Genomic DNA, 25406 nt, shown 5'->3' on the forward strand with positions numbered 1-25406 from the left:
CGCCGGCCGTCACACCTTGAAGTACTTGGCCTCCGGGTGGTGGAACACGAACGCGTCCGTGGACTGTTCCGGGTGCAGCATCAGCTCGTCGCTGAGGATCACGCCCATCCGCTCCGGCTTGAGGAGTTCCACCACCTTGCGGCGGTCCTCCATATCCGGGCAGGCGGGGTAGCCCAGCGAGAACCGGGCGCCGCGGTAGTCGAGTTTGAACAGGCCGGCCTTGTCCTTGGGTTCCTCGGCGGCGAAGCCCAGTTCCTTGCGGATCCGGGAGTGCCAGAACTCAGCCAGGGACTCGGTGAGCTGCATGACCAGGCCGTTGAGCTCGTAGTAGTCGCGGTACTGGTTGGCGGCGAACATCTTGGAGGTGAACTCCTCGATCTTCGAGCCGGCAGTGACCAGCTGTACCGGCAGCACGTCAATCTGGCCCGACTCGCGGGAGCGGACAAAGTCGGCCAGGCAGAGGTGCCGGTCGCGGCGCTGGCGCGGGAAGTTGAAACGCAGCCGCTCGGTGCCGATGGGGCCGCCTGAACCGCCGTCCGGGGCGAGCAGGCCAGCGGTGCCGAGGACGCCGTCGCGGTCTTCGCCGTGGTGCAGCACCACCACGTCCTCGCCTTCGGTGACCACCGGGAAGTAGCCGTACGCCACGGAGGCGTCTAGCATCCCCTCGCCGAGGATGCGGTCCAGCCAGTAGCGCAGGCGCGGCCGGCCTTCGCGTTCCACCAGTTCCTCGTAGGAGGCGCCGTCCTCGCCGCGGCCGGGCTTAAGGCCCCACTGGCCCATGAAGGTGGCGCGCTCGTCCAGGAAGCTGGCGTAGTCGTTCAGGGCAACGCCGCGCACAATGCGGGTGCCCCAGAACGGCGGCGCGGGCACCGCGTTGTCAGTTACGACGTCGGACCGGCCGGGCATTGCCTCGGGCTCGGTCACGGTGAACCTGGGCCCGCCCTGGTGGATGCGCTTCTTCAGCGGCGGCAGGCCCACGGCGTCCGGGTCCTCGCCGCGGGCCACGCGGACCAGCGGTTCCATCAGCGCCAGGCCCTCGAACGCGTCCTTGGCGTAGCGGACGGTGCCTTCGAACTGCTCGGCGAGGTCCTGCTCCACGTAGGCGCGGGTGAGGGCGGCGCCGCCCAGGATGACGGGCCATTTCTTCGCCAGGCCGCGGGTCTGCAGCTCGGCGAGGTTGTCCTTCATCACCACGGTGGACTTCACCAGCAGCCCGGACATGCCGATCACGTCGGCGTCGTGTTCCTCGGCGGCGGCGATGATCTCGGCGATGCCTTGCTTGATGCCGATGTTGATGACGATGTAGCCGTTGTTGGTGAGGATGATGTCCACCAGGTTCTTGCCGATGTCGTGCACGTCGCCGCGGACGGTGGCGATCACCATGGTGCCCTTGCCCGAGGAGTCCGACTTCTCCATGTGCGGCTCCAGCAGGGCCACTGCATTCTTCATCACTTCGGCGGACTGCAGCACGAATGGCAGCTGCATCTCGCCGGCGCCGAACCGCTCACCCACCACCTTCATGCCTTCAAGGAGCTGGTCGTTGATGATGGACAGCGGGCTCATGCCTTCGCTGCGGGCCAGGTCCAGGTCCGCTTCCAGGCCTTTGCCCTCGCCGTCGATGATGCGGCGCTGCAGGCGTTCGCCGGTGGGCAGCGCGGCGAGTTCCGCGGCGCGCTGGTCCTTCAGCGCTGCGGTGTCGACGCCGGCGAACAGGTCCAGCATGATGGCCAGGGGGTCGTAGGTGACGTTGCCGTCGGCGTCGTATTCTCGGCGGTCGTAGACGAGGTCCAGGGCCACCTTGCGCTGCTCCTCCGGGAGGGAGGCGAGAGGGACGATCTTGGCGGCGTCGATGATGCCGCTGGTGAGGCCGGCCTGGACGGCTTCGTGCAGGAACACGGAGTTGAGCACCATGCGCGCTGCCGGGTTCAGGCCGAAGGAGACGTTGGAGACGCCGAGGGTGGTGTTGATGCCGGGGTACTTGGTGGTGATCTGGCGGATGGCCTCGATGGTTTCGATGCCGTCGCGGCGGGTTTCCTCCTGGCCGGTGGCGACAGGGAAGGTGAGGGCGTCCACGATGATGTCCTCGACGCGCATGCCCCAGTCCCCCACCAGGGAGTCCACCAGGCGGGAGGCGATGGCCACCTTGCCGTCGGTGGTGCGGGCCTGGCCCTGTTCGTCGATGGTCAGGGCAATCACGGCAGTGCCGTGTTCCTTGACCAGCGGCATGATGCGGGCGAAGCGGCTGGTGGGGCCGTCGCCGTCCTCGTAGTTGACGGAGTTGACCACCGGGCGGCCGCCGATGAGCTCGAGTCCAGCCTGCAGGACGGGCGGTTCCGTGGAGTCGATGACCAGCGGGAGGGTGGAGGCCGACGCGAAACGGGAGACGATCTCCTTGATGTCCGCGACGCCGTCGCGCCCCACGTAGTCGATGCAGACGTCCAGCAGGTGCGCACCCACGCGAACCTGCTCGCGGGCGATGTCCACGCAGTCGTCCCAGCGCTCTTCGAGCATGGCCTGGCGGAACGCCTTCGAGCCGTTGGCGTTGGTGCGCTCACCGATGGCCAGGTAGGCGGACTCCTGGTCGAAGTTCACGTGGTGGTAGAGGGAGGCAATGCCGGCTTCGCGCTCTGTGGGCGTGCGTGCGGTCTGTGTTTTGGCGCTACTTGCCGCCGTGGAAATCGTGTCGGTGCCTTCTGTGCCGACCTTCTGCTGCGTGCGGAAGGGCTCAAGACGTTCGACGACGGCGGCCAGGTGCTCCGGCGTCGTGCCGCAGCAGCCGCCCACCAGGCCGAGGCCGAATTCGCGGACGAACTGTTCGTGGGCGGTGGCGAGTTCGCTAGGGGTGAGGGGGTAGTGCGCGCCGTTCGGGCCGAGGACGGGCAGGCCGGCGTTGGGCATGCAGGCGATGGCCACGGTGGACTGCTTGGAGAGGTGGCGGAGGTGCTCGCTCATCTCGTCCGGGCCGGTGGCGCAGTTCAGGCCGATGGCGTCCACGCCGAGCGGTTCCAGGGCGGTGAGCGCGGCGCCGATTTCGGAGCCCATGAGCATGGTTCCGGTGGTTTCGACCGTCACCTCCACGAAGATGGGGAGGCGGATTCCCTTGGAGACGATGGCCTGTTTGCAGCCGTTGACGGCGGCCTTGGTCTGAAGGAGGTCCTGGCTGGTTTCGATGAGGAACGCGTCCGCGCCGCCGTCGATGAGGCCTTCTGCCTGCAGCGCGAAGGTCTGCTTGAGGTGTTCGTAGGTGGTGTGGCCGAGGCTGGGGAGCTTGGTGCCGGGGCCCATGGAGCCGAGGACCCAGCGCATCCGGCCGTCGGTTTCCTCTGCAGCTTCGGCGCGTTCGCGGGCGATCCGGGCGCCCTTTTGTGCCAGCTCTTCGATGCGGTCATCGATGCCGTAATCGGAGAGGTTGGACCAGTTGGCACCGAACGTGTTGGTTTCCACGGCGTCGATGCCGGCGGCGAAGTAGGCGTCGTGGATGTCCGCGAGGACGTCCGGGCGGGTGTCGTTGAGGATCTCGTTACAGCCTTCGAGGCCCTGGAAGTCATCCTCAAGCGACAGGTCCCGGCCCTGAAGCATGGTGCCCATGGCCCCGTCTGCAATGACGACCCTGTGGTTGACCGCGTCCAGGAGCGCCTGCGCGCGGACGGGACGGGCGACGGAGTCAACATCTAGCGCAAAACGAGGCATCTCAACAGGTTACGTGTGGGGGCTGACACGTTTCGCTGTGTGTCTGAGTGCTACGGCGGGGGTGGTTTTGGAGTCTGCCCCTTCAGACGAGTCGGTCAACTGCCAGGGTCAACGTCCAAGTGCCAAAGCGAGTTGCGTGTAAAAGGCGCTGATCGCATGTAGGTTTTTGCTTCACAGCTTGAAATTGATTCTGGCACGCAGACGTGACCAGCTACAGCGGCCTTACTGGGGGTAGGACATGGAATTCGCGGAAAAGCTTTCGGCTCTGGCGGCAAAGGTGCGGCAGCAGCGGGGTGTAATCCAAACCGAAGAGGCAACGAAGAACGCCTTCGTTATGCCTTTCATCTCGACGATTCTGGGCTATGACGTCTTCAACCCGTTGGAGGTTGTCCCTGAGTTCATTGCAGACGTGGGGCTGAAGAAGGGCGAGAAGATCGACTACGCGATCGTCAAAGATGGTGAAGTCCAGATCCTGATCGAGTGCAAGAAATCGACCGAGCCCGTGAAAATCGAGCATGCTTCCCAGCTTTTCCGGTACTTCGCGGTGACCAATGCTCGCATTGCAATCCTGACCAATGGTGAGGTCTACCAGTTCTTCACTGACCTGGACGCGCCAAACCGCATGGATGCAAAACCGTTCCTCGTGCTGGACCTGAACGACATCGACCAGTCGTTGATTCCTGAACTCCAAAAACTGTCCAAAGACGTCTTCGACCTGGATTCGATCATCAGCGCTGCCGGAGAACTGAAGTACATCGGCGAACTCAAGCGAACGCTCGCAGCGCAGTTCAAGGAACCAGAGGATGAGTGGGTCAAGTTCCTGACGACAAGGGTTTACACGGGCCCCTACACGCAAAAGGTTCGGGAGCAATTCACCACCCTGGTCTCCAAAGCGACTAAGCAATTCCTCAATGACCAGGTCAACGAGCGGCTGAAGAAAGCTCTTGGCAACCCTGGGTTTCCGCAGACTGAGGAGACAGCCATCCCCACTGCTGTCACCAGCACACCGGTCGCGGAAGCGGATCTTGCGGAGGTTGACGCGCTTGAAACAACGCTTGAGGAAATTGAGGGCTACCAGATCGTGCGCGCGATCGTCTGCAGCGAGGTAAAGCCCGTACGGATCGCGCAGCGCGACGCAAAGTCCTACTTCGCAGTGCTCCTGGACGATAACAATCGCAAGCCGATTGCCCGCCTGCACTTCAATCGGACGCAGAAGTACATCGGGATCTTCGACGACAACAAAGAAGAGACCCGCGTTCCCATCAACTCGCTTGAGGAGATCTACGAGCACACTGAGGCACTTCGAGCGACCGTCAAGAGTTACCTGTGAGCGCGCCTCCAACCGACATGGATCGGCTACTCGTCGCAATTGCGGCGATACCAGCGCCGTGGAAAGAATGGCCCGGCGGATATCCCAACCGCTTGGACCTAGCGTTGGTGGACGCTGTCATGTCTATCCGTTTCCGTTATGGCCGTGAGCGCAGTGACGGTACTTGGACTGGTGCACGTGGCGCAGTACTGCGCTACCAGAGTCACTCCGAGCATGTGGCGCCCGCGGACAAGATGCAGAACCTAGCGCGCCAGAACCCAGTCGCCTTTGAAAGGATTCTCAACAGACAAAAGGTGCATGCAGGGACGACCAAAGCGTTTGCGATCGTGGAAGCAGCCAAGAACTTCTTATCAGCGGGAGTGACTTTGCCGGAGCACCTTAATCCCGCCAGCGATGCTCATAGAAAGCTCTACACAGGCGTTTCAGGTCTCGGCATAGTCACGTGGGAGTACCTAACGATGCTCCTTAGCCATGACGGCGTGAAGGCAGACACCTGGATCACAGAATTCGTTGGGAGAGCCATCGGGCGGCGAATTTCGTCTGAAGCTGCCGGCGGGCTTGTTAAGGAAGCGGCTCAGAAATTGGGCGTGAACGAAAAGACGCTCGACCATGCCATATGGGGTTACGCCAGTGCCACCGGGCTGAAGGATATGGCCGCCTAGTTGTCATGATTATGCCCTCACGTACACATGCCTCTTACCTATAGGCAGTCCACTGAATATTGACATCCTCGAAAAATGGCAACCTCAACAACGATTGCTCGTAGCTGCATTTTCAGCCGGTGGAGAGGGACAGCGGCCCCGTCGCTCGCTTAGAATCCATCCCATAGAGTGGGCGACGGAGCTAGCCGACGCGCCGGCTGTGGTCTAACAGGGGGAAAATTGACTCGCACACCAGCAGAGATTGCCGAAAGCCTCTACGCCCGGTTTGAGGACTCAAGCGCAGACTTTCAGCAGGAGCTATACCCATACAACAGCGGGCGGATCGTCAGCTACCCGGCGGCAAAACAGAAAGTGGACGCGGCCCTGTCCGCATTTGCCGCTGCGTTAGGCTCCGAGCAGGAGGAGTCCCTGGCCGTAGCAGGTTGTGCTTCCCAATCGCGTGAGGGTCAGCAGGAATGTGAATTGGTTGTATTCACTTACGGTCTGCTGCTTCACGCGTCCTTCTCGCTTGATGCCGATGCTGGGGCAGGGCACCCTGAAGTGCAAATCATTCCGCGCAGTAGTCTCGTATCCCTGAGCATAAAAGCAGCATCCCCGTACAACCAGCCTACCCGGCCAGACCGACTGCAGTTTAGCGCTGTATACGAAAACGGGCTTGTTCTTGACTTTCCACTCAAAGGGAATCGGGCAAACAACGAAAGCATTCTAGGGAACGTCCTTGATTTACTGAGGACGGATTTGAAGAACAAGTAGGCAGAATATTAAAGAAGTTCTACCCTTCCCGCTGACTCGTTGGGACTTCAAGCCGTTGGCGTTTCTATGCAGCCAGCTTTACGGGTCTTGCCCGCCAGTGAGTCGTATCCACTTCGAAAACGGTAAAGTGCTGACGTGATTGCCTACCGCCATGGTGGAATTTGAAGCCCCTGGACTCGTCGCCCCAGTTCTCCAAGGCGAGGACCAGTCCGGACACGAGAGTACCGGTCAGCATAGCGATCCATGGCAGGCCTCCGACTCCGTGAACCCCCTTGTAACCCATCCATCGAATCCCGTTGTCATACAGTCCCCGGAGTTCCTTGGGTGTAGTCAGTTGATTCTTGTCCTCCGTGATGATTGCGTCAAAGGCTTGCTCCGCGAGGATCGGAAACAAATCCGTGTCCTTGGTGGACACCAGTTCCAATTCCGTACTTGATACGAACGTGTGATCCTTGTAGATGCCCGCAAGAGTGCTCACGATTCGCGGTGACACGCACTCGTCCAGAAAAAATTTCATGCCACCCTCCGGATTTCGTCGCCCAATTCGAGGGCATCGATAGCCGCAGCACGACTGACCGTGGGGTAGTAATACTCAACGTCCTCGACACGTATGGTTTCCCCGTCTACCAACCGAGTGATGGTGTCAAATGCGATACGAGTTTGATCGATAGTCGGCCAGCCGCCAAGCCGGTCGCGATCAATCGTGATGTGTTGCTTAGGGTGTCTAAAATCAACGACGCGGCGTCGGTTCAGGTTTGTGAAAGGCTCAAAGACCTCTTCCAGACTAAACAGCATCAGATTTCCCGGCTTCCCAGTGAGGTCTATAGTGCTGCCTTCAGGCGTCCTGAAAATGATGTGCTTTCCATGCATGCCAAATTGGTATTCGGAGGCGTGACCGCTGAAGCGCATCTGCCGTAGGGCCTTGAAAGCCTTATCAATCTGCTGCATTGAAGTTTGCGATCTAAGGAACGCGATTGTCCTGAGAGCTACAACATCTCGCCAGGAATAAAGCGGCGGACTGCCCGGACTCACCTCTGGTATGAGGATGCTCTTCTCGCGCCACCGACGAAGCTGAGGCAGGGTTGCACCAGACAGATAAGCAGTCATGTCTGCTGGATACGCCACACTTCCCCCCCCAAGTATTCGGTCGGCAGAGACAATTGCCACCCGTCCGGGGAAGCATACCAAAATGAGTGACATTTGGGGGCAGCCTATATTGAAGCAACAACACGTCGATGCGCCCGGACTGCATCGTAGGAAGAAAAGCCCCTCATTTTCGGGCGATGTCCGAGGCCAAGCCTCCATCTGCCTTCAGTCGGCTATGCTCCGAAGAAAACAGACGAAGACGCGGGAAACTCGCCCAAGGCGAGGTCGGCGGAAATATCGGGGCGGCTATAGATGATGAGTTTGGCTAAGAAGCTACATTCGTTGGGCGACTTTGTAGGGGCTCAAAGCAAGATGGCAACGGCGTGAGCCACCTACGAAAGGTTCAGTTCAGGAGCCTTGAGGACATTGAGGCAGTCATTGAGTATATGGGCCGAGACGGCAGCGAGGTGAAAGTCCATGTTGGCGACACTCAGGAAGCTGTCAAGGTTTCAAGGTTTCAAACCTCGCCAGCATGGCTGACTCTCGTCTCCGGGAACTGTTTATCGTCGCCTACGTGAAAGGTGGAGAGACACTCGCGCCGATCAGCGGCGGCATGACCGGTGGGTATGCATTCGTACACATCATTAACGCGGCCGTGCGGGGCGACCGACCTGCTTCCCCGTACTTATCAGTACAAATCCATCCGACTTCCACAGGTGAGGCTCGTTGGCTCAACGCTGAGATGCTTGCAGCAACGGTTCTAAAAGCGACAGATCGAGTTTGGACCTTCCGCCCAAAGGCGAGCTATCCAGTTGTCCAAACGATCAACAAGGCAACTCTTGGTCAGCGGAGACACGATAGGAAAGTGCGGTGGCAGGCCGCCGGTATCAGCTTTGTTGCCGCTGTTCTGACTTCGTCCCTCGTGAATCTCATTTTCCCTTCCTGAACGCCTGAACGAGCAAGCCCACCCAGGGGCGCGTTCCATTGGACGGACTTCCGTTTGTTGGGCGCTGGTGGGCATTCGGGGGAAAATTCCCGTCCACCATCGTTCCGGTGTGTTAGGGCAATGTCCGAATCCTGCTCCCCGGTGACGTTAACGCCCGGCTCATTTATGCCACGGCCACCATGTCGCTCACCTGCAGAATAGAGGCATCCTCTCGCGTCCATCAGCTGTCAGCTTTCGCTCGCCACGGGCGTGATTCAGGTCTTCACAGGTGGCCTTTACAGCAGGTGGGGTATGGCAAATTAGCTTTGGTGTTCATGGATTACTGGAACGGCCTGCCGTGAACAATTGCATAAGGACCTTTACCTCCGTTAGGAGTTGAGAAATGAATACTCGACCACAAATTGCCGGACTCGTTGCAGGAATTTTCATGCTCATATGGGCAGCCATATTTCTGACTTGGATGCCCGTCGATGCCCTTCGGCTTGTCACCGGGATCGTACTCGTGCCATTAGGGCTCTGGTTTGCGGCCCGCTACATCGTTCTGCGGCGTCGGTCCGACCGCCCGTCGCCGGCAGCCAGGGCCAAGCCATAACTCACACCTCCGCCGCAGGCGCCGCGAACTGGGCCTCGTACAGCCGCGCGTAGGCCCCGCCCGCGGCCAGCAGTGACGCGTGGTTCCCCTGTTCCACGATCTGGCCGGCCTCCATCACCAGGATGAGATCGGCGTCGCGGATCGTGGACAGGCGGTGCGCAATCACGAAGGACGTCCGGTCGGACCGCAGCGCACTCATGGCCTTCTGCACCAGCACCTCGGTCCGGGTATCCACCGATGACGTCGCCTCGTCCAGGATCAGCACCGACGGCCGGGCCAGGAACGCCCGCGCAATCGTCAGCAGCTGCTTCTCACCTGCGGACACGTTGGAGCCTTCATCGTCCAGCACGGTTTCGTACCCGTCCGGAAGCGAATGCACGAAGCGGTCCACGTACGTGGCCTGCGCCGCTTCGAGGATCTCGGCTTCAGAAGCTCCGGGCCGGCCGTAGGCAATGTTGTCCCTGATGGTGCCGCCGAACAGCCACGTATCCTGCAGCACCATACCCATCCGCGAGCGCAGGCCGTGCCGGCTCATGGTGGTGATGTCCACACCGTCCAGCGTGATCCGGCCGGCGTCCAGCTCGTAGAACCGCATCATCAGGTTCACCAGCGTCGTCTTGCCCGCACCGGTGGGCCCCACGATCGCCACCGTCTGCCCCGGCTCCGCCACCAAAGAAAGCGAAGAGATCAGCGGCTTGTCCGGCGAATACGCGAAGGACACCAACTCAAACTCAAGCCGGCCGCGCACCGCACGGCCGCCGTCGTACGCATCCTCCGAAGCCGAAGCCGCGGCACCCAAAGCACCCGCGCCCGCAACAGCGGCACCAGCAACAGAACCATCAGGATCCGCCGACTGCTCCTCCGTATCCAGCAGCTCAAACACCCGCTCGGCCGAAGCAACCCCGGACTGCAGCAGGTTGGCCATGGACCCCAGCTGCGCCAGCGGCTGCGTGAACTGCCGCGAGTACTGGATGAACGCCTGCACATCGCCCAGCTGCATCGCCCCGGACGCCACCTGCAGGCCACCCACCACGGCGATCCCCACGTACACCAGGTTCCCGATGAACGTCATGGCCGGCATGATCAGCCCGGAAATGAACTGCGCCCCGAAGCTCGCCTCATACAGCTCCTGGTTCTTCTGCCGGAACTGCTCCCCCACCTCGCGCTGCCGGCCAAACACCTTCACCAGCGCATGCCCGGTGTAGGTCTCCTCGATCTGCCCGTTTAGCTGCCCCGTGTTCTTCCACTGCGCCACAAAAAGCTTCTGCGAACGCTTGGCGATCAGCGCCGTGATTCCCAGCGTCAGCGGGATAGTCACCAGCGCGATCAGCGCCAGCGTGGGCGAGAGGATGAACATCATCACCAGCACACCCACCACGGACAGCACGGACGTCACCGCCTGGGAGATGGACTGCTGCAGGCTCTGCGAAATGTTGTCCACATCGTTGGTGACCCGGCTCAGCAGCTCACCGCGCTGGATGGAATCGAAGTACTTCAGCGGCAGCCGGTTGATCTTCGCCTCGATCTCCTGGCGCAGCCCGAACACCGTCCGCTGCACCACCCCGTTCAGCACATACGCCTGCCCCCACATGAACGCCGACGCCAGCACATACAGCACCAGCGCCCACGTCAGCACGCTCCCCAGCGCCGCGAAATCGATCCCGGCCCCGGGCGTCAGCGTCATGGCGCTGAGCATGTCCGCCTTCTGGTTCTCCCCCGCCGCGCGCAGCTGCGCGATCAGCTGCTCCTGCGTCACGCCCGCCGGCAGCTCCTTGGACACCACACCGGAGAAGATCAAGTTGGTGCCCTCGCCCAGCAGCCGCGGCCCGATCACCTGCAGCACCACACCCGCCACCGCCATCAGCAGCACCAGGATGAGCCAGGCACGTTCCGGCCGCAGCGTCCCCAGCAGCCGCTTGGCGGACGTGCCGAAGTTCATCGCCTTCTCCGCCGGAATGTTCATGCCGCCGAACGGCCCGCCACGTCCGGGACCGCCGGCGGGACGCGGGATGCGTACGACGTCGGCGTCCGCGGTTTTGGTGCCGGGCGCGGCCTTGGTGCCGGGCGCCGAGCTGGGTTCGGGGCTCATACCGTCTCCTCCGCCGCGAGCTGGGCAGACACATGCCTGCTTACTGCCTGCCGCGACAGGCGCAGGGGTTCAAGAAACAGTCTCCAGAGCATGCCGGCTCCAACCTGACTCGAAGCTCATGGGAAGTGATGCAGAGGTCAGTTTACGTCCGGAGGCTGGGAATCAGCGGGCAGTTCCGCCACTGGAAATACCCCTCTCAGTAGGCTTTGACCCGCTGCTCCACAATGAGGTGGATCAGGGCGAAGACGCCGTCCTCATCGATGGCAGCCAACGCCGCGTCCAGGGCCGCCGGAACATAGCGGTCCTCGGTGACGGTGATCCCAAAACCGCCGAAGGCCCGCGCCATCAGGCCGAAATCCGGATTCTTCAGCTGCGTCCCGGAAACACGGGACGGATAGTGCCGCTCCTGGTGGGTGCGGATGGTCCCGTACTCCTGGTTGTCCATCACGATCACCAGGGGCATGGCCCCGTACTGCGCCGCGGTAGCCAGTTCCTGGCCGTTCATGAGGAACTCGCCGTCCCCGGCGATGGTGACCACCCGGCGTCGTGGTTCAGCCAGCGAGGCCGCGATGGCCGACGGCACCGAATAGCCCATGGAACCGTTGCGGGCACTGATCATGGAGGCGTAGCGGCGGGTAGGGAAATAGCGGTGCGCCCAGTTGGTGTGCTCCCCCGCACCGAAGGTGACCATCGCGTTCTCCGGCAGCCTGGGGACCAGGTTCGCCATTAGCGTGTCCATCCTCGCCTGCCCCGCTGTTGGCTCCGCCGAGGGCAGCGCGGCGAACCGCTCCTGCTCGCCGCGCATCCTGGCCGTCCACGCTTTCCACTCCTCCTTCACGGGCAGGTCGATGCCCGCAAGGTCGCGGACAAAGGCGTCAGGCTTGGCCAGGATCTGCCGCGAAACAGGCCCCGAGCGGCCCCGGAGTGAGGGGTCCACGGTGACCAGGAAGTTCTTCTTGTTCCAGTCCTGCCGGCAGAGGAACCCGTCCGTAATCACGTCGCCCGGCACGGTCCCCACAAACACCAGCAGGTCGGTTTCCTCCAGCAGGTCGTACGTGGGCCGGGGGCGGCCATAGCCGATCGGTCCCACATAGGACGGGGAATCGAAGGAAACCGTGCCCTGCGTCCGCCATTCCGCTGCTGCCGGGATGTGATGCCGTTCCAGCCATCCGGTCAGCTGGTCCGCTGCCTCCTGCGTCCAGTCGTTGCCGCCGGTGACGAACAGCGGCTTGCGGGACTCTTCCAGCGCTGCCTGCAGGGCGGTGGCGTCGGTGCTGCTCATCCCGCCGGCCGCCACCGGAATGACGGGGTGGACCGCCGGGTCGATCTGCTGCCTGATGATGTCCTCCGGCAGCCCCACCACCACCGGACCCGGCCGCCCGCTCATGGCCGCGAACATCGCCTCAGCCACAATCTCGGACGCCCGTTCCGGGTGGTCCAGCACCATGACACGTTTGGCGCCGGTATCGAACCAGGCCTTGATGTCGAACTCCTGGAACGCTTCACGGTCACGGTGCGCGAACGGGATCAGGCCCACGAACAGCAGCATCGGGGTGGAATCCTGCCATGCGGTGTGCAGGCCAACATGCGCGTTGGCCGCCCCGGGCCCCCGGGTCACCATGGCCACCCCGGGGCGCTGCATCATTTTTCCGTCCGCCTCGGCCATGTAGGCCGCACCGCCTTCGTGCCGGCAGACGATGGTTTCAATCGCCGAGTGGTGCAGGCCGTCCAGCACGTCGAGGAAGCTCTCGCCGGGGACCACGTAGGTGCGTTCCACCCCGTGGGCCAGCAGCGAATCAACAATCACGTGCCCGGCGGATTTCCGCGCCGGGCGTGGGTCAGCAGTGGGAAGAACGACGGCGGCGGGCCGGGTGTGGGATGCGGTCAGGGTTGCTTCGGTTTCCGTTGTCATGGGCTTTCTTTGGCAGTGCGGATCGGTTGGCGTTGGTGGTGGTGGATTACCGGATGGGCGTCCGGTTGGCAACCACCGGCGCGACGCCGGTGTGGCCTTCGCGGGTTTCGGCGATTTCGTGGATGCGTTTGCGGCAGGCGTACCAGCCGAAGACCATCAGGACTGAGGCGATGGCTGTGACCATCATGGTCAGGGGTGAGTCGATGAAGACCATGACCAGGACGCCTATCAGGAAGACCAGGGAGAGGTATCCGGTGAACGGGGCGCCGAACATGCGGAAGGAGGGCCGTTCCACCCATCCTTTGTCGGCCCAGCGTTTGAGCTGGATCTGGCACAGGACGATGGTGGCCCAGGTCATGATGATGCCCACGGAGGCGATGTTCAGGACGATCTCGAACGCTTCGGCCGGGACCAGGTAGTTCAGCGGCACGCCGAGGAGGGAGACGCCGGCGGTGATGGCGATGCCGCCGTAGGGGACGCCGGCTTTGTTCATGCGGGAGGCGAACTTCGGGGCGGAGCCGTTGACGGACATCGAGCGGAGGATCCGGCCGGTGGAGTACAGGCCGGCGTTCAGCGAGGACAGTGCCGCGGTGAGGACCACGAGGTTCATGATGACGTCCACGCCCTGGACGCCGATGGAGCCGAAGAACGTCACGAACGGGCTGACGCCCTTCTGGTAGGACGTGTAGGGCAGCAGCAGGGCCAGCAGGATCACGGACCCGACGTAGAAGACGGCGATGCGGAAGACCACGGAGTTGATGGCCTTGGGCATGATCTTCTCGGGGTTTTCGGTTTCGCCGGCGGCGGTGCCCACCAGTTCGATCGAGGCGTAGGCGAACAGGACGCCCTGCATGAGGATGATCATGGGCAGCAGGCCGTTGGGGAACACGCCGCCGTTGTCCGAGAGGAGGTTCAGGCCTACCTGCTGGCCGTCCACGGGGGTGCCGAAGATGACGAAGTACGTGCCGACCAACAGGAACGCGACCAGGGCGGCGACCTTGATGAGGGCGAACCAGAATTCCATTTCGCCGAAGACCTTCACGGAGACCAGGTTCAGGCTCAGGACCACGACCAGGGCGATCAGGGCCCAGGCCCACTGCGGCACGTCGGCCATCCAGGGGACGTAGTTGCCGAAGAAGTGCATGTAGAGCGCCGCGGCGGTGATGTCCACGATGGTGGTGGTGGCCCAGTTGATCCAGTAGAACCAGCCGGAAACGAACGCGGCCTTCTCCCCGAAGAACTCACGGGCGTAGGACACGAAGGACCCGGACGAGGGCCGGTGGAGCACCAGCTCACCGAGGGCACGGAGGATGAGGAACGCGAAGAAACCACACACCGCGTACGCGATGACCAGCGACGGGCCGGCCGCGTTCAAACGCCCGCCGGCACCAAGGAACAAACCGGTACCAATAGCGCCACCAATGGCGATCATCTGGATCTGCCGCGGCTTCAGGCTCTTGTGATACCCCTTATCCTCGGCATGCAGCGAGGACTCAGTAGCGTGGGCATGACCACCATCGATCAGGTGGTCCGGTGCCGCATTGCGGTCCGCTACAACCTCGTCATTGGGGTTGTTGGGCATGGTTGAGCCTTTCAGTAGGGGAACATCAAGCAAGGTGAGGAAAGAATGTTGCCGGGCTGTGCAGCCCGGGTGGTTAGAAGACGGACCAGCCGGTGCGGTCCGAAAGGTCGGCCAGGGCGGCGGTGCCGGCCAGGGAATTTCCCTTGGCGTCCAGGCGGGGGCTCCAGACGCAGATGGCGCATTCGCCTGGGACGATCACCAGGATCCCGCCTCCCACACCGCTTTTTCCGGGCAAGCCAACCCGGTAGGCGAACTCGCCGGCGGCGTCGTACATGCCGCACGTCAGCATGATGGAGCCGATGCGTTTCGCTTCGCTGCGGGACACCACGGGTCCGTGGGTCCCCTGGCCGTCCCGGGCCAGGAAAAGTCCCGCTTTGGCGAGTTCCACGCAGGTCATCATGATGGAGCATTGCCGGACATAGTTCTCCACCACTGATTCCGCTGGCCGGGCCAGGTTGCCGAAATCCTTGAGGAAGTGAGCCAGGGCCAGGTTGCGGCTGCTGCTGGAAAGCTCGCTGGCCGCGGCGTCCTCATCAATGAACGGCCCTGCGCTGCCGGCCTCTTCGGTGAGGAACCGCAACAGCCGGGTGGCGGCGTCGGGCGTTTCATTCATCAGGTGATCGGTGACCACCAGGGCGCCGGCATTGATGAAGGGGTTCCGCGGGATGCCGTGCTCCACTTCCAGCTGAACCAAGGAGTTGAACGAGGTACCGGAGGGCTCCCGCAGCACGCGGGACCACAGGGTTCCAGGGCCGTCCCCCCGGAGCGCCATGGCCAGGGTGAACACCTTGGAAATGCTCTGGATGGAGAACGGAACGTGGGCATCGCCGGAACTGAACAGCTCACCGGACGTGGTGGCAACCGCGATCCCGAACCTGTTGAACGGCACCGCTGCCAAGTGCGGGATAGTGGCCGGGACTGAACCGCTTTCCCGCTGCGGTGTGTGGCTGCGGACGATGTCGTCCAATAACGGGCCCAACGGAGGCGCCATAAGTGCTGTGGTCATTTCCTGCCTAAAAGTTCTTTGTGTGTACCGGCCCATTCCTGAATGTGCAGCAGGGCCACCAACGCATCCCGGGGGTCGCTGAAATCCAGGCCCGTCAGCCGGGATGCCTTGCCGATCCGGTAGTAGACGGTGTTCTTGTGGAGCTTCATCCTGGCGGCGCACCCGGCCACATCAAGGGCGGCATCGAAATACGCGTGCAGGGTTTCGGCGAGTTCGCCGTCCTCCCGCAGCAACGCGGAAAGGCCGCGGTGACGGAACGTGGAGGACGTGAAATTGTGGACTGCTTCGCGGAAGAGGATCTCGGATTCAAAATCGTCCACAGTGGCAACTGACGCGTCCGGAGACCCGGCGACGCAGCCCAGCAGGGCCTCGGTGATGCTGGTGGTTGAATGCAGCGACAGCAGGTCCTGGACCACCGGACCCACGGCGGCGAACGGACGGATGCCCAGGTGCTTGCCCGCATCCCGGACGATCGACTCAGCCAGGCTGCGCAGCCCAGGTTCCGCTGCGGTGGACTGCAGCCCAGGGACAATCACGGCGGTATCGCCCTTGAACTGGCCCACGATGGCGGAGGCCTTGTACGCGGCCGCATGGATGGATGCCAGGTTGGCCAGCTCGCCGTGCTTCAGCGCCGCGTCGTCGGCCTGCGCCTCGGCATCCGAGATGCCCAGCAGGATCAAAGCCGCGGGACGGTCAGCGGGGATCTTCTCGCTGTGGGCGCTGGCAGCGGCTTCCGCCGGGCCTGACAGGATCCGTGCCACTCGGTCTTCGCGCATGTGCACGGACTGCTGGTTGCGGTAACGGATCAGCTCTGCCGAAGCCCTGGCGGCAGATCCGTTGAGGACATAGTCAACGTCCGTGCCGAACCCCGCCCCGGTTTCCTGGAGCCAGATGTACCCCATGATCCGGTCCCCGGCGAACAGCGTGATGGCCACGCGTTCCCGCAGCCCGTCCTGCGGCCGCGCCGGCACCCGCACCGGCAGCCGGGTCCGGTGCAGTTCCCGGTAGGCGCCCAGGTCTTTGAGTAACAGCTCATATTTCCGCGGACCGCGCCGGGTCAGGATGGACGCTTTGCGGAGTTCGTCGATGTCGTTTGAAACAGTGGAGTAGGCCAGCACCTTGTTGGCGGCGTCTTCGATGAGCACGTGGCTGGAAGTGAGCCTGGCCGTGGTCTGGGCGATCGCAAACAGATCTTCTTCCAGCAGGGTCAGCACTTCGCTCTGGTAGCTGCGGGGCTGGATCCTGTCCTTGGCGATGGACAGCAGGCGGTCCCAGTCAGCCGCCGGATCCACCAGGAGCAGGCCCGTGCCCGCATCGCGGAGCAGCTCTTCGGCTTCGACGAGCTCTTCCCGCTTTCCCTTGACGGCAATCACCGGCGGGGGGTTCTTCACGAGCCGCCGCAACGCGGGCAGGGCCGAGCGGCCGCGGACGCCGATCAGCAGCACAAAGGCCGCACCGCCGTCGGACGTTTCATCATCGGCGTCCACAATCAGGAACCGTTCGATGGCGGAGCCGGCCGGGACCGGCCCGAGGACCAGGGTGGCGAAACCCAGGGGGAGATCCGAGAGGATGTCGTCCACCGTCACCGCTGCCATGGGCTTCCTTCTGCGTCGAACTGGCCGGACGGCTCTGTCCGGGCACCTCATGCTATCGAGGCCGGCACCCGCAAAATATAGGCACGAGACCAAAGGCAGTGGCAGCTTTTCAGTCCGCGGACCATGTCTGCAGGGTTACAGGCACTCCAGGTTCTTGCACCGGGCCACAACCCGTCAGGATCCGCCGGTAACGAACGCGGGCCGCGGGCTCAGACCGTCTCCTCCGCCGCGAGCTGGGACGAGACGATTTCGCGGTACGTCTCGGAAGTCTCCAGCAGCTCATGGTGCGTTCCGCGCGACACGATCCTGCCGTCGTCGAGCACCAAAATCTGGTCCGCCTCCACGATGCTGGACACCCTCTGGGCGATGACCACCATGGTGGCGCCGGATGTGCTCCGCTTCAGCGCCCGCCGCAGCCGCGCGTCCGTGCCGGTGTCCAGGGAGGAGAAGGAGTCGTCGAAAATGTAGAGCTCGGGCCGTTTCACCAGGGCCCGGGCGATGGCCAGCCGCTGCCGCTGCCCGCCGGAAACGTTGGTGCCGCCCTGGCTGATGGGTGCGTCCAGCCCCGCCTCCATCTCCTCCACGAAGTCCCTGGCCTGCGCGATCTCCAGCGCCTCCCACAGCTCATCCTCGGTGGCCGCCGGGTTGCCGTACAGCAGGTTGCTGCGCACGGTGCCGGTGAACAGGTAGGGCCGCTGCGGCACCAGGCCGATGTGCCCCCAGAGCAGGTCCGGGTGCAGGTCGCGGACGTCCACCCCGTCGATCAGGACCGCCCCGGTGGTGACGTCGAACAGGCGTGGCATCAGGTTCACCAGGGTGGTCTTGCCCGCGCCGGTGCTGCCGATGATCGCCGTGGTCTGCCCGGCCTTGGCGGTGAAGCTGATGCCGGAGAGGACGGGCTGGTCGGCACCCGGGTAGGCGAATCCGACGTCGCGCATCTCCAGCTCGCCCCGCCGCCGCCTGCCGCCCGCCGCGGCGGTGACCGGGTTCAGTGGCGGCAGCACGCTGGACCGGGTGCTTAGAACCTCGCCGATGCGGTCCGCCGACACCGAGGCGCGCGGGATCATCACCGCCATGAACGTGGCCATCATGACGGACATGAGGATCTGCATCAGGTAGCTCAGGAACGCAATCAGGGTGCCCACCTGCATGGACCCGTCCCCGATCCGGAACGACCCGAACCAAATCACCGCCACGGACGACACGTTCAGCACCAGCATCACCACCGGGAACATCAGCGCCATCAGCCGGCCGGCCTGCAGGGCCACGTCCGTGACGTCCGCGTTGGCCTGGGTGAACCGGGCCGTCTCTACGTCCTCGCGCACGAAGGCCCGCACCACCCGGATACCGGTGAGCTGTTCGCGCAGCACCCGGTTCACGGTGTCGATCCGCTTCTGCATCTTGCGGAACAGCGGCACCATCCGGGTGACGATCAGCCCGACGGCGATGAGCAGCACCGGCACGCAGACGGCGATCAGCCAGGACAGCTGGACGTCCTGCCGGATGGCCATGATCACGCCGCCGATGCTGAGCATGGGCGCCGCCACCATCAGCGTGGCGCTCATCAGCACCAGCTGCTGGACCTGCTGGACATCGTTGGTGGACCGGGTGATCAGGCTGGGGGCGCCGAAGCGGGTGACCTCCTGCTCGGAGAACTCCCCCACCCGCTCGAAGATGGCCCCGCGCAGGTCCCGGCCCAGCCCCATCGCGGCCTTGGCGCCGAAGTAGACGGCCACCACCGCGCACGCTATCTGCGCCAGGGTGATGACCAGCATGATGGTGCCGGTGGACAGGATGTACCCGGTGTCCCCCTTGGCCACGCCCTCATCGATGATGTCCGCGTTCAGCGTGGGCAGGTACAGCGACGCGATGGACTGCGCCAGCTGGAAGATCACGACGGCGGCCAGCAGCGCGCGGTGCGGCCGCAGGTATTCAACAAGCAGTTTCCAGAGCATTCCGGTTCCAACCTGACGGAGTGTCCACAAAACGTGGTGCGAGCGTCAGTTTACGTCCGGCAGCTGGGACTTGGACCGGTGCCGCCGGAGAAAACCCGGAGGTTCTCCCACGGCGTACACACCGGTGATTCTGGGGTGTGCGTTCCCTTTAGGTCCAGAAGTCGGCGGCCTTGGCGGTGTCCTCCTGGAACTCGCTGACCTCGGTGACCTTGCCGTCCTTGAGCGTGAACACGAGGACGCCTTCCTGCTCCATGGACTGGCCGTTGCGCTGCGCCTGCGCTTTCTGCAGGCCGACGGTGTGCTGCTCCCCGGCGATGACGTCCTTGAGTTCCACCTTGGTGGTGCCTCCGGACCGGGAGAACAGTTCACCGAAATAGGCCATTATTTCTTCCTGGCCGTTCTTGTCGCCCGCCAGCCCGCCGCTGCCGCCCACGTGGTAAACGGCGTCCTGCGCGAACAGCTCCATCAGGGTCTGGACGTCCCCTGAATTGAAGGCCTCATAACCGCGCCGCACCACCGCGGCGTCTTCCTGACTTCCCATCTCGAACCCTTTCCAACACCTTCGTGGGGGTCCCAGCGGAGCAATTTTAGGCCTGCCGGGTTCGCGTGTCTATTGGCTTTTGGCCCCTTCTGCGGCGCCGGTTTCGGACCGTTTCGGCGAGCGCGACGGCGGCCGGCGGGCGGCGGGGCAGAGCTGTCCGAGGCACCGTAGCCCTGCCACGCCATCCGGGATTCGGCGTGACGTCTGCCTAAGGCAAGCGCCCCTATCAGGGGATCAGGCGGTCCGCACGGTAGCGGTCAAACAGTGTGGTGAAGGCATCCAGAGTCCGCCGGTAGCCCGTGAAACCTGCATCCCTGCTCTTGCCCATGTCCGTCACTACCTCGATGTTCCGCCCCAGGTCGCCGTCCGTGTGCCACCAGGACGCCACCCGGCCCAGGTCCGGTTCGCTGAGGTTGTTCTCCTCGGCAATCCGCCGCCACTGGTCCTCCCGCCCCGCCATGGACTGCTCCAGCGGACGCGGTTCCCCCTGGTACCCCTCCCACTCCACGCCGAAATGGGCTGCGAGCTTCGGCCACATCCAGCGCCAGCGGAACACATCGCCGTTGACGATGTTGAAGGCTTCGTTGGCCGCGGCGGGAGTGGTGGAGGCCCACAGCATGTGCTCGGCAAGCAGGCCCGCATCCGTCATATCGGTCAGGCCGTTCCACTGGGTTTCGGATCCGGGGAAGACGAACGGCTCGCCGCTGTCCCGGCACAGGGTGGCCTGCGCGGCGAGCGTGAGGCCCATGTTCATGGCGTTGCCTACCGCATGGCCGATCACGGTGTGGGCACGGTGCACCGACCAGGTGAAGCCCTGCTCGGCAGCCGCCGCCCAGAGTTCGTCCTCCTGCGCGTAGTAGAAGTTGTTCACCGGAAGCCGAGGCTCCTCCTCATGGAAGGGCGTATCCGGCATTTCCCCCGCGGCGTACGCCTCGAACGGTCCCAGATAGTGCTTGAGCCCGGTCATCAGGGCAACGTGGGCTACGTCCTTTCCCCGCAGCGCTGCGAGGAGGTCACGCACCATGCCCGCATTCACGGCGATGTTCTCTTCCTCCGTGGCGCGGCGCGACCAGGCGGTGAAGAAGACATGGGAGGGGTTCTCCGGAGCAAGCACAGCGGCGAGCGCGGAAGCCGAGGTCAGGTCCGCGGAGAGCCACCTGACGCCGGAGCGCTCAGGTCCGGGCCGGCGGGACAGGGCGAGGACTGACCAGCCGTCGCCCAGCAGGGTCTCCACCAGGGCCGAGCCTGAAATTCCGGTGGCCCCCACCACCAATGCCGTCCGTCCGTTGCCCGCTGCTGTTCCTGATCCGATGGTCATGGTGCTCCTTCTGGTAGGTGCTGTGTATCCGCGCGCCAGCACGGCCTCACGCTGTGGCGGAGGCCCGCGCGCTGCATCGCGCCGGGAAAAAGGGCAACTCAAGGCCCCTTAGGCGACAAGCCCCTGCAGCAGGCAGATATTCCGCCCTGCCCGCAGCGGGACTGTTACGCGGAGCGCGGAAAGCGGCCGCTGCCCTTCTGCGGCGCCAGCCCGGGACCATGGGCTGGCCCGCGGATTCCGAAGAAAATAGGGGTCTCATCCGCCCGGCCGTCTATGTTCCAATGGGAGGGTTTGCACCGGCTGCCCGAGTCCAACCGCGGCCTCGGCCCAACGGAAGGAAGAAGCACATGACCGATCCCCAAGAGCATCCTCCGGTTCCTACGCCCGCGAGCGCACAGGGCGCGGACCAGAAGGCCGAGGACGGCTGCCCCGTAATGCATGACAGCGTTACCGCGCAGGGCAGCGAGAGCGAAAACCCGGCCATCGATTCACCCAAGCCCAAGGGACACCGGCCGCGGACCATCGCCGACTGGTGGCCCAACCAGCTGGACCTTTCCGTCCTCCACACCAACCACCCGGCCGGCAATCCCTTGGGCCCGGACTTCAGCTACCGGGACGAATTCCAGAAGCTCGACGTCGAGGCACTCAAGCAGGACATCACTGATGTCCTCACCACTTCGCAGGACTGGTGGCCGGCGGACTTCGGACACTACGGCGGACTGATGATCCGAATGAGCTGGCACGCAGCCGGCACCTACCGCGTCCATGACGGCCGCGGCGGAGCGGGCGACGGCGGCCAGCGGTTCGCGCCGCTGAACAGCTGGCCGGACAACGCCAACCTGGACAAGGCACGCCGCCTCCTGTGGCCGGTGAAGCAGAAGTACGGCCAGAAGCTTTCCTGGGCGGATCTCCTGGTCCTCGCCGGCAACGTGGCCCTCGAGTCCATGGGCTTCAAAACCTTCGGCTTCGCCTTTGGCCGCGAGGACGTGTGGGAGCCGGAGGAGATCTTCTGGGGCCCCGAAGACGCCTGGCTGGGTGACGAGCGCTACGTCGCCGAAGGCCAGATGGCCGACGAGGTCGGATCCACCGAGATGGGCCTGATCTACGTCAACCCCGAAGGCCCCATGGGCAACCCGGACCCGCTGGCAGCTGCGGCGTTCATCCGCGAAACCTTCAAGCGCATGGCCATGAATGACGAGGAGACCGTGGCACTGATCGCCGGCGGCCACACGTTCGGCAAGACCCACGGCGCCGGCAGCGCCGATGACCACGTTGGCCCGGAGCCTGAGGGTGCGGACCTCGAGTCCCAGGGCCTGGGCTGGCTGAGCACGTACGGCTCCGGCAAGGGAGCCGACACCATCACCTCCGGCCTGGAAGTGACCTGGACGGACGTGCCCACGCAGTGGAGCAACCGGTTCTTCGAGATCCTGTTCGGGCACGAGTGGGAGCTGGTGGAAAGCCCGGCCGGCGCCAAGCAGTGGTTGGCCAAGGACGCCGAGAAGATCATCCCGGACGCCCATGACCCGGAGAAGAAGCACCGCCCCACCATGCTCACCACGGACCTGTCGCTGCGCGTGGATCCGGAGTACGAAAAGATTTCCCGGCGCTTCCTGGAGAACCCGGACCAGTTCGCGCTGGCGTTCGCCAAGGCCTGGTACAAGCTGCTGCACCGTGACATGGGCCCTGTTGGTCCGCATCTGCTCGGCCCGTGGGTTCCGGAGGCGCAGTTGTGGCAGGATCCTGTTCCCGCCGTCGACCATGAACTGATCGGCGAGGAGGACATCGCCGCGCTGAAGGCCAAACTCCTGAACTCCGGGCTGACCGTCCCGCAGCTGGCCGGCACGGCGTGGGCGTCCGCCGCCACGTACCGCAAGACGGACCGGCGCGGTGGAGCCAACGGCGCCCGGATACGGCTGGAACCGCAGCGCAGCTGGGAAGCCAACGAGCCCGAACAGCTCTCCACCGCCCTGCAGACGCTGGAGCGCGTGCAGGAGGAGTTCAACTCCGGCCAGGCCAACGGCAAGAAGGTATCGCTCGCGGACCTCATCGTCCTCGGCGGCGCCGCGGCGGTTGAAAAGGCAGCGTCCGACGCCGGGGTCCCCGTCACGGTGCCGTTCCGTCCGGGCCGCACGGATGCGGCACAGGAACAGACCGACGTCGAGTCCTTTGGCTACCTGCAGCCGCGGGCGGACGGGTTCCGGAACTACATCCGTCCCGGGGTGAAGCTGCAGCCCGAAACCCTGCTGCTGGACAAGGCCTACCTGCTGGACCTCTCCGCACCGGAGATGACGGCGCTGGTGGGCGGCATGCGAGCGCTGGGCACCAACGTGGGAGGCTCCGGCCACGGCGTGCTCACCGATAAGCCGCAGGCCCTGACGAACGATTTCTTCGTCAACCTCCTCTCCCCCGGCACCAAGTGGAAGGCCTCGGAGAATGAGGAGAACGTCTACGAGATCACGGACGTCTCCACCGGTGAAGTAAAGTGGACGGCCACCCCCGTGGACCTGGTGTTCGGCTCCAACTCCCAGCTCCGCGCGCTGGCCGAGGTCTACGCCAGCAGCGACGCCAAGGAGAAGTTCGTCCACGACTTCGTGGCTGCCTGGGCCAAGGTCATGGAACTGGACCGGTTCGACCTGAACTGAGCCCCGCTTCGGCGGCTCCAAGCCGCTGAACCTGCCTGAAGAAATGGCGGCGAAACCATCCCGGTTTCGCCGCCATTTCTTTAGCGCTGGGTCTATGTGGATCAGTCCCGCCGGCTCACGCTTGCTCTGTGGATCCGGGTTTCCAGGGCGTGTGCGTGTGCGACAGCCACACCGCGCCTGGGTTCAGGGAGCGGATCAGGTGCTGGCCCTCCGTGCCGGGGTTGTCGAGTTCGCCGAACCACACTGCGGTGTCCCCGGCGATGACCGTGGGGACTCCGCCTGCATCGATGACCACGATCTGGGAGCCGGCGGTATGGCCGGGGGCGGGGAGGAGCCGGATTCCGGGGAGCAGCTCATGTTCGCCGTCGACGGGGACGTAGGTGACCCCCGGCGGATCCACCCACTCCGGAATGGTGTAGTCCTCCTGGTTGCGGGCGTCGTCGAGTTCCCGGCGCTGCACATAGATGGGTTTCCCCGCGAAGTGGTGGTTGCCGCCGCAGTGGTCAAAATGCAGGTGGGTGTTGACCACCATGTCCACGCTGCCCAAGTCAAAGTCCTGGTCGCTCAGGGGATGGAGGCGCGGATCCATGTCCGCCACCGCCGGGTGAAGCTCAGTCAGGCCGGTATCAACGAGTACGCGGCCCTCGGGGTGGTCGATGACGTGCACGTAGACCGGCATCAGCTCGCCCTCGGCCACCAGGTCAGCAACACGAATCGGAGTAACGCTGATTGCAGGGGAAGAACTCATGCCTGGACCTCAGTTCCGCATCATGGCCGCGATGCTTTGCGGGAGCAGCAGAGGGCTGCGGCTAGCCGCGATGACTGATGCTCCGTCCAGAATCGCATCTGCTCCGGCGCTCCGCTAGGTTGCACCCGCAATAAGGGACGCCATCTGCGTACCCGCGTCGCTCCCGGGCGCCGGCGTGTAGACCACCAGGTGCAGGTCCGGCCGGTCCGACGGGGACAGCTGATGATGCTCCAACTGCAGCACTCCCACGGCGGGGTGGTGGAACAGCCGCTCGCGTGATTCAAAGCCCAGGATGTCGTACCGATCCCACCCCTCCCGGAACTCCGGGCTGGCCTCCTTGAGCCGCTCCACCAGGTTCTTGACGTCCACATCCCCCAGCCGCTGGCCCGTTTCGGCTCGGAACTCCGCCAGGAACCTTTTGCTGGTCACCTCCCAGTCGGGCAGCAGGTCCCGCACATAGGGATCGGTGAACACCAGCCAGAGGAGGTTGCGGTCCGCAGCGGGAACCGTGGCGATATTTGGGAAAAGAGCCGCGTAGGCGTTGTTCCAGCCGGCGACGCCCCAGTCCGGGAACAGCGCGAAGGACGGGTTCGGGTCCAGGGCATCAAGCAGCCGCTGAAGATGGGCAGGCGCTGTAGCGGCCGCCGTCGTGCTCGGTCCGGCGGAGGCATATCCGCCGAGCGACAGGACGTAGTCCAGGCCGGTGTCCGAAAGGTGCAGTGCCCTGCTGACCGCTTCCAGCACCTGGCGGGACGGGCTGATGTCGCGGCCCTGCTCCAGCCACGTGTACCAGGTGACGCTCACGCCGGAAAGGAACGCCACCTCTTCACGCCGCAGGCCCCGTTCACGCTTGCGTGCTATCGGCGGGAGCCCGTAGTCAACCCGGAGGGCCTGGTCCCGGCGGGCCCGGAGGAAGAGGCCCAGTTCTTTGCGGCGGCCGGAATTCTGCACAGGGAAAT

The 25406-nt window shown here is 64.1% G+C and carries 18 protein-coding genes; 5 read left to right on the forward strand and 13 right to left on the reverse strand.

Annotated elements, in window-relative coordinates; genetic code table 11:
• Window positions 1–9 precede the first annotated feature (9 nt).
• The gene (gene metH / locus BLT71_RS18700) at window positions 10–3690 is read right to left on the reverse strand and encodes a methionine synthase (protein ID WP_091723263.1); all 3681 of its coding nucleotides are present in this window, start codon (window positions 3688–3690) and stop codon (window positions 10–12) included.
• A gap of 238 nt (window positions 3691–3928) precedes the next feature.
• On the opposite strand from metH, the gene BLT71_RS18705 reads away from it, so the two are divergent.
• From BLT71_RS18705 to BLT71_RS20460, 3 genes are all read left to right on the forward strand, one after another.
• The gene (locus BLT71_RS18705) at window positions 3929–5020 is read left to right on the forward strand and encodes a type I restriction endonuclease (RefSeq protein WP_091723264.1); all 1092 of its coding nucleotides are present in this window, start codon (window positions 3929–3931) and stop codon (window positions 5018–5020) included.
• Window positions 5021–5139: 119 nt separating this feature from the next.
• Window positions 5140–5682, forward strand: coding sequence for a hypothetical protein (locus tag BLT71_RS18710; protein WP_157693505.1), 543 nt, complete (start codon window positions 5140–5142; stop codon window positions 5680–5682).
• A gap of 219 nt (window positions 5683–5901) precedes the next feature.
• Window positions 5902–6435 carry a hypothetical protein gene (locus tag BLT71_RS20460; RefSeq protein WP_157693506.1) on the forward strand — a complete coding sequence of 178 codons (534 nt, stop codon included), beginning with the start codon at window positions 5902–5904 and terminating at the stop codon, window positions 6433–6435.
• Window positions 6436–6499: 64 nt separating this feature from the next.
• Here the strand turns inward: BLT71_RS20460 and BLT71_RS18715 are convergent, their stop codons facing one another.
• Complete coding sequence (locus BLT71_RS18715; RefSeq protein ID WP_091723267.1) at window positions 6500–6952, reverse strand: PIN-like domain-containing protein; 453 nt, start codon at window positions 6950–6952, stop codon at window positions 6500–6502.
• On the reverse strand, window positions 6949–7383 hold the full coding sequence (locus tag BLT71_RS20465) for a DUF433 domain-containing protein (protein ID WP_157693507.1): 435 nt from the start codon (window positions 7381–7383) through the stop codon (window positions 6949–6951). The genes BLT71_RS18715 and BLT71_RS20465 overlap by 4 nt, the downstream gene beginning before the upstream one ends.
• A gap of 670 nt (window positions 7384–8053) precedes the next feature.
• Between BLT71_RS20465 and BLT71_RS20470 the strand changes: the two genes are divergently transcribed.
• Window positions 8054–8467 carry a hypothetical protein gene (locus BLT71_RS20470; RefSeq protein WP_157693508.1) on the forward strand — a complete coding sequence of 138 codons (414 nt, stop codon included), beginning with the start codon at window positions 8054–8056 and terminating at the stop codon, window positions 8465–8467.
• A gap of 593 nt (window positions 8468–9060) precedes the next feature.
• Here BLT71_RS20470 and BLT71_RS18725 read toward each other — a convergent pair.
• The 8 genes from BLT71_RS18725 to BLT71_RS18760 all read right to left on the reverse strand — a co-directional run bounded on the left by BLT71_RS18725 (window position 9061) and on the right by BLT71_RS18760 (window position 21057).
• Window positions 9061–11148, reverse strand: coding sequence for an ABC transporter ATP-binding protein (locus tag BLT71_RS18725; protein ID WP_091723271.1), 2088 nt, complete (start codon window positions 11146–11148; stop codon window positions 9061–9063).
• A gap of 196 nt (window positions 11149–11344) precedes the next feature.
• Window positions 11345–13060 carry a thiamine pyrophosphate-dependent enzyme gene (locus BLT71_RS18730; RefSeq protein ID WP_091723273.1) on the reverse strand — a complete coding sequence of 572 codons (1716 nt, stop codon included), beginning with the start codon at window positions 13058–13060 and terminating at the stop codon, window positions 11345–11347.
• Between the two features lie 46 nt (window positions 13061–13106).
• Window positions 13107–14642, reverse strand: a complete 1536-nt coding sequence (locus tag BLT71_RS18735; RefSeq protein ID WP_231994369.1) for an amino acid permease — start codon at window positions 14640–14642, stop codon at window positions 13107–13109.
• A gap of 73 nt (window positions 14643–14715) precedes the next feature.
• Window positions 14716–15648, reverse strand: a complete 933-nt coding sequence (locus BLT71_RS18740; protein WP_091723274.1) for a glutaminase — start codon at window positions 15646–15648, stop codon at window positions 14716–14718.
• Window positions 15645–17243, reverse strand: a complete 1599-nt coding sequence (locus BLT71_RS18745) for a PucR family transcriptional regulator (protein WP_091723276.1) — start codon at window positions 17241–17243, stop codon at window positions 15645–15647. Before BLT71_RS18745 ends, BLT71_RS18740 begins: the two co-directional genes overlap by 4 nt.
• Before the next feature lie 209 nt (window positions 17244–17452).
• On the reverse strand, window positions 17453–19198 hold the full coding sequence (locus tag BLT71_RS18750; RefSeq protein WP_091723278.1) for an ABC transporter ATP-binding protein: 1746 nt from the start codon (window positions 19196–19198) through the stop codon (window positions 17453–17455).
• Window positions 19199–19346: 148 nt separating this feature from the next.
• Window positions 19347–19739: a nuclear transport factor 2 family protein gene (locus BLT71_RS18755; protein WP_091723280.1), complete on the reverse strand. Its 393-nt coding sequence runs from the start codon at window positions 19737–19739 to the stop codon at window positions 19347–19349.
• Between the two features lie 226 nt (window positions 19740–19965).
• Window positions 19966–21057 (reverse strand): SDR family oxidoreductase, encoded by a 1092-nt coding sequence (locus tag BLT71_RS18760; protein WP_091723281.1) that lies wholly within the window; start codon window positions 21055–21057, stop codon window positions 19966–19968.
• Window positions 21058–21404: 347 nt separating this feature from the next.
• Between BLT71_RS18760 and katG the strand changes: the two genes are divergently transcribed.
• The gene (katG, locus tag BLT71_RS18765; protein ID WP_091723283.1) at window positions 21405–23699 is read left to right on the forward strand and encodes a catalase/peroxidase HPI; all 2295 of its coding nucleotides are present in this window, start codon (window positions 21405–21407) and stop codon (window positions 23697–23699) included.
• A gap of 115 nt (window positions 23700–23814) precedes the next feature.
• Here katG and BLT71_RS18770 read toward each other — a convergent pair whose 3' ends face one another.
• Both BLT71_RS18770 and BLT71_RS18775 read right to left on the reverse strand, forming a co-directional pair.
• Window positions 23815–24447 (reverse strand): MBL fold metallo-hydrolase, encoded by a 633-nt coding sequence (locus BLT71_RS18770; RefSeq protein ID WP_091723284.1) that lies wholly within the window; start codon window positions 24445–24447, stop codon window positions 23815–23817.
• A 114-nt stretch (window positions 24448–24561) separates the two neighbouring features.
• Window positions 24562–25398 (reverse strand): helix-turn-helix transcriptional regulator, encoded by an 837-nt coding sequence (locus BLT71_RS18775; protein WP_091723286.1) that lies wholly within the window; start codon window positions 25396–25398, stop codon window positions 24562–24564.
• Window positions 25399–25406 lie beyond the last annotated feature (8 nt).

Origin of the sequence: Pseudarthrobacter equi (genome assembly GCF_900105535.1) — a bacterium.
GTDB classification, from domain to species: Bacteria; Actinomycetota; Actinomycetes; order Actinomycetales; family Micrococcaceae; genus Arthrobacter; species Arthrobacter equi.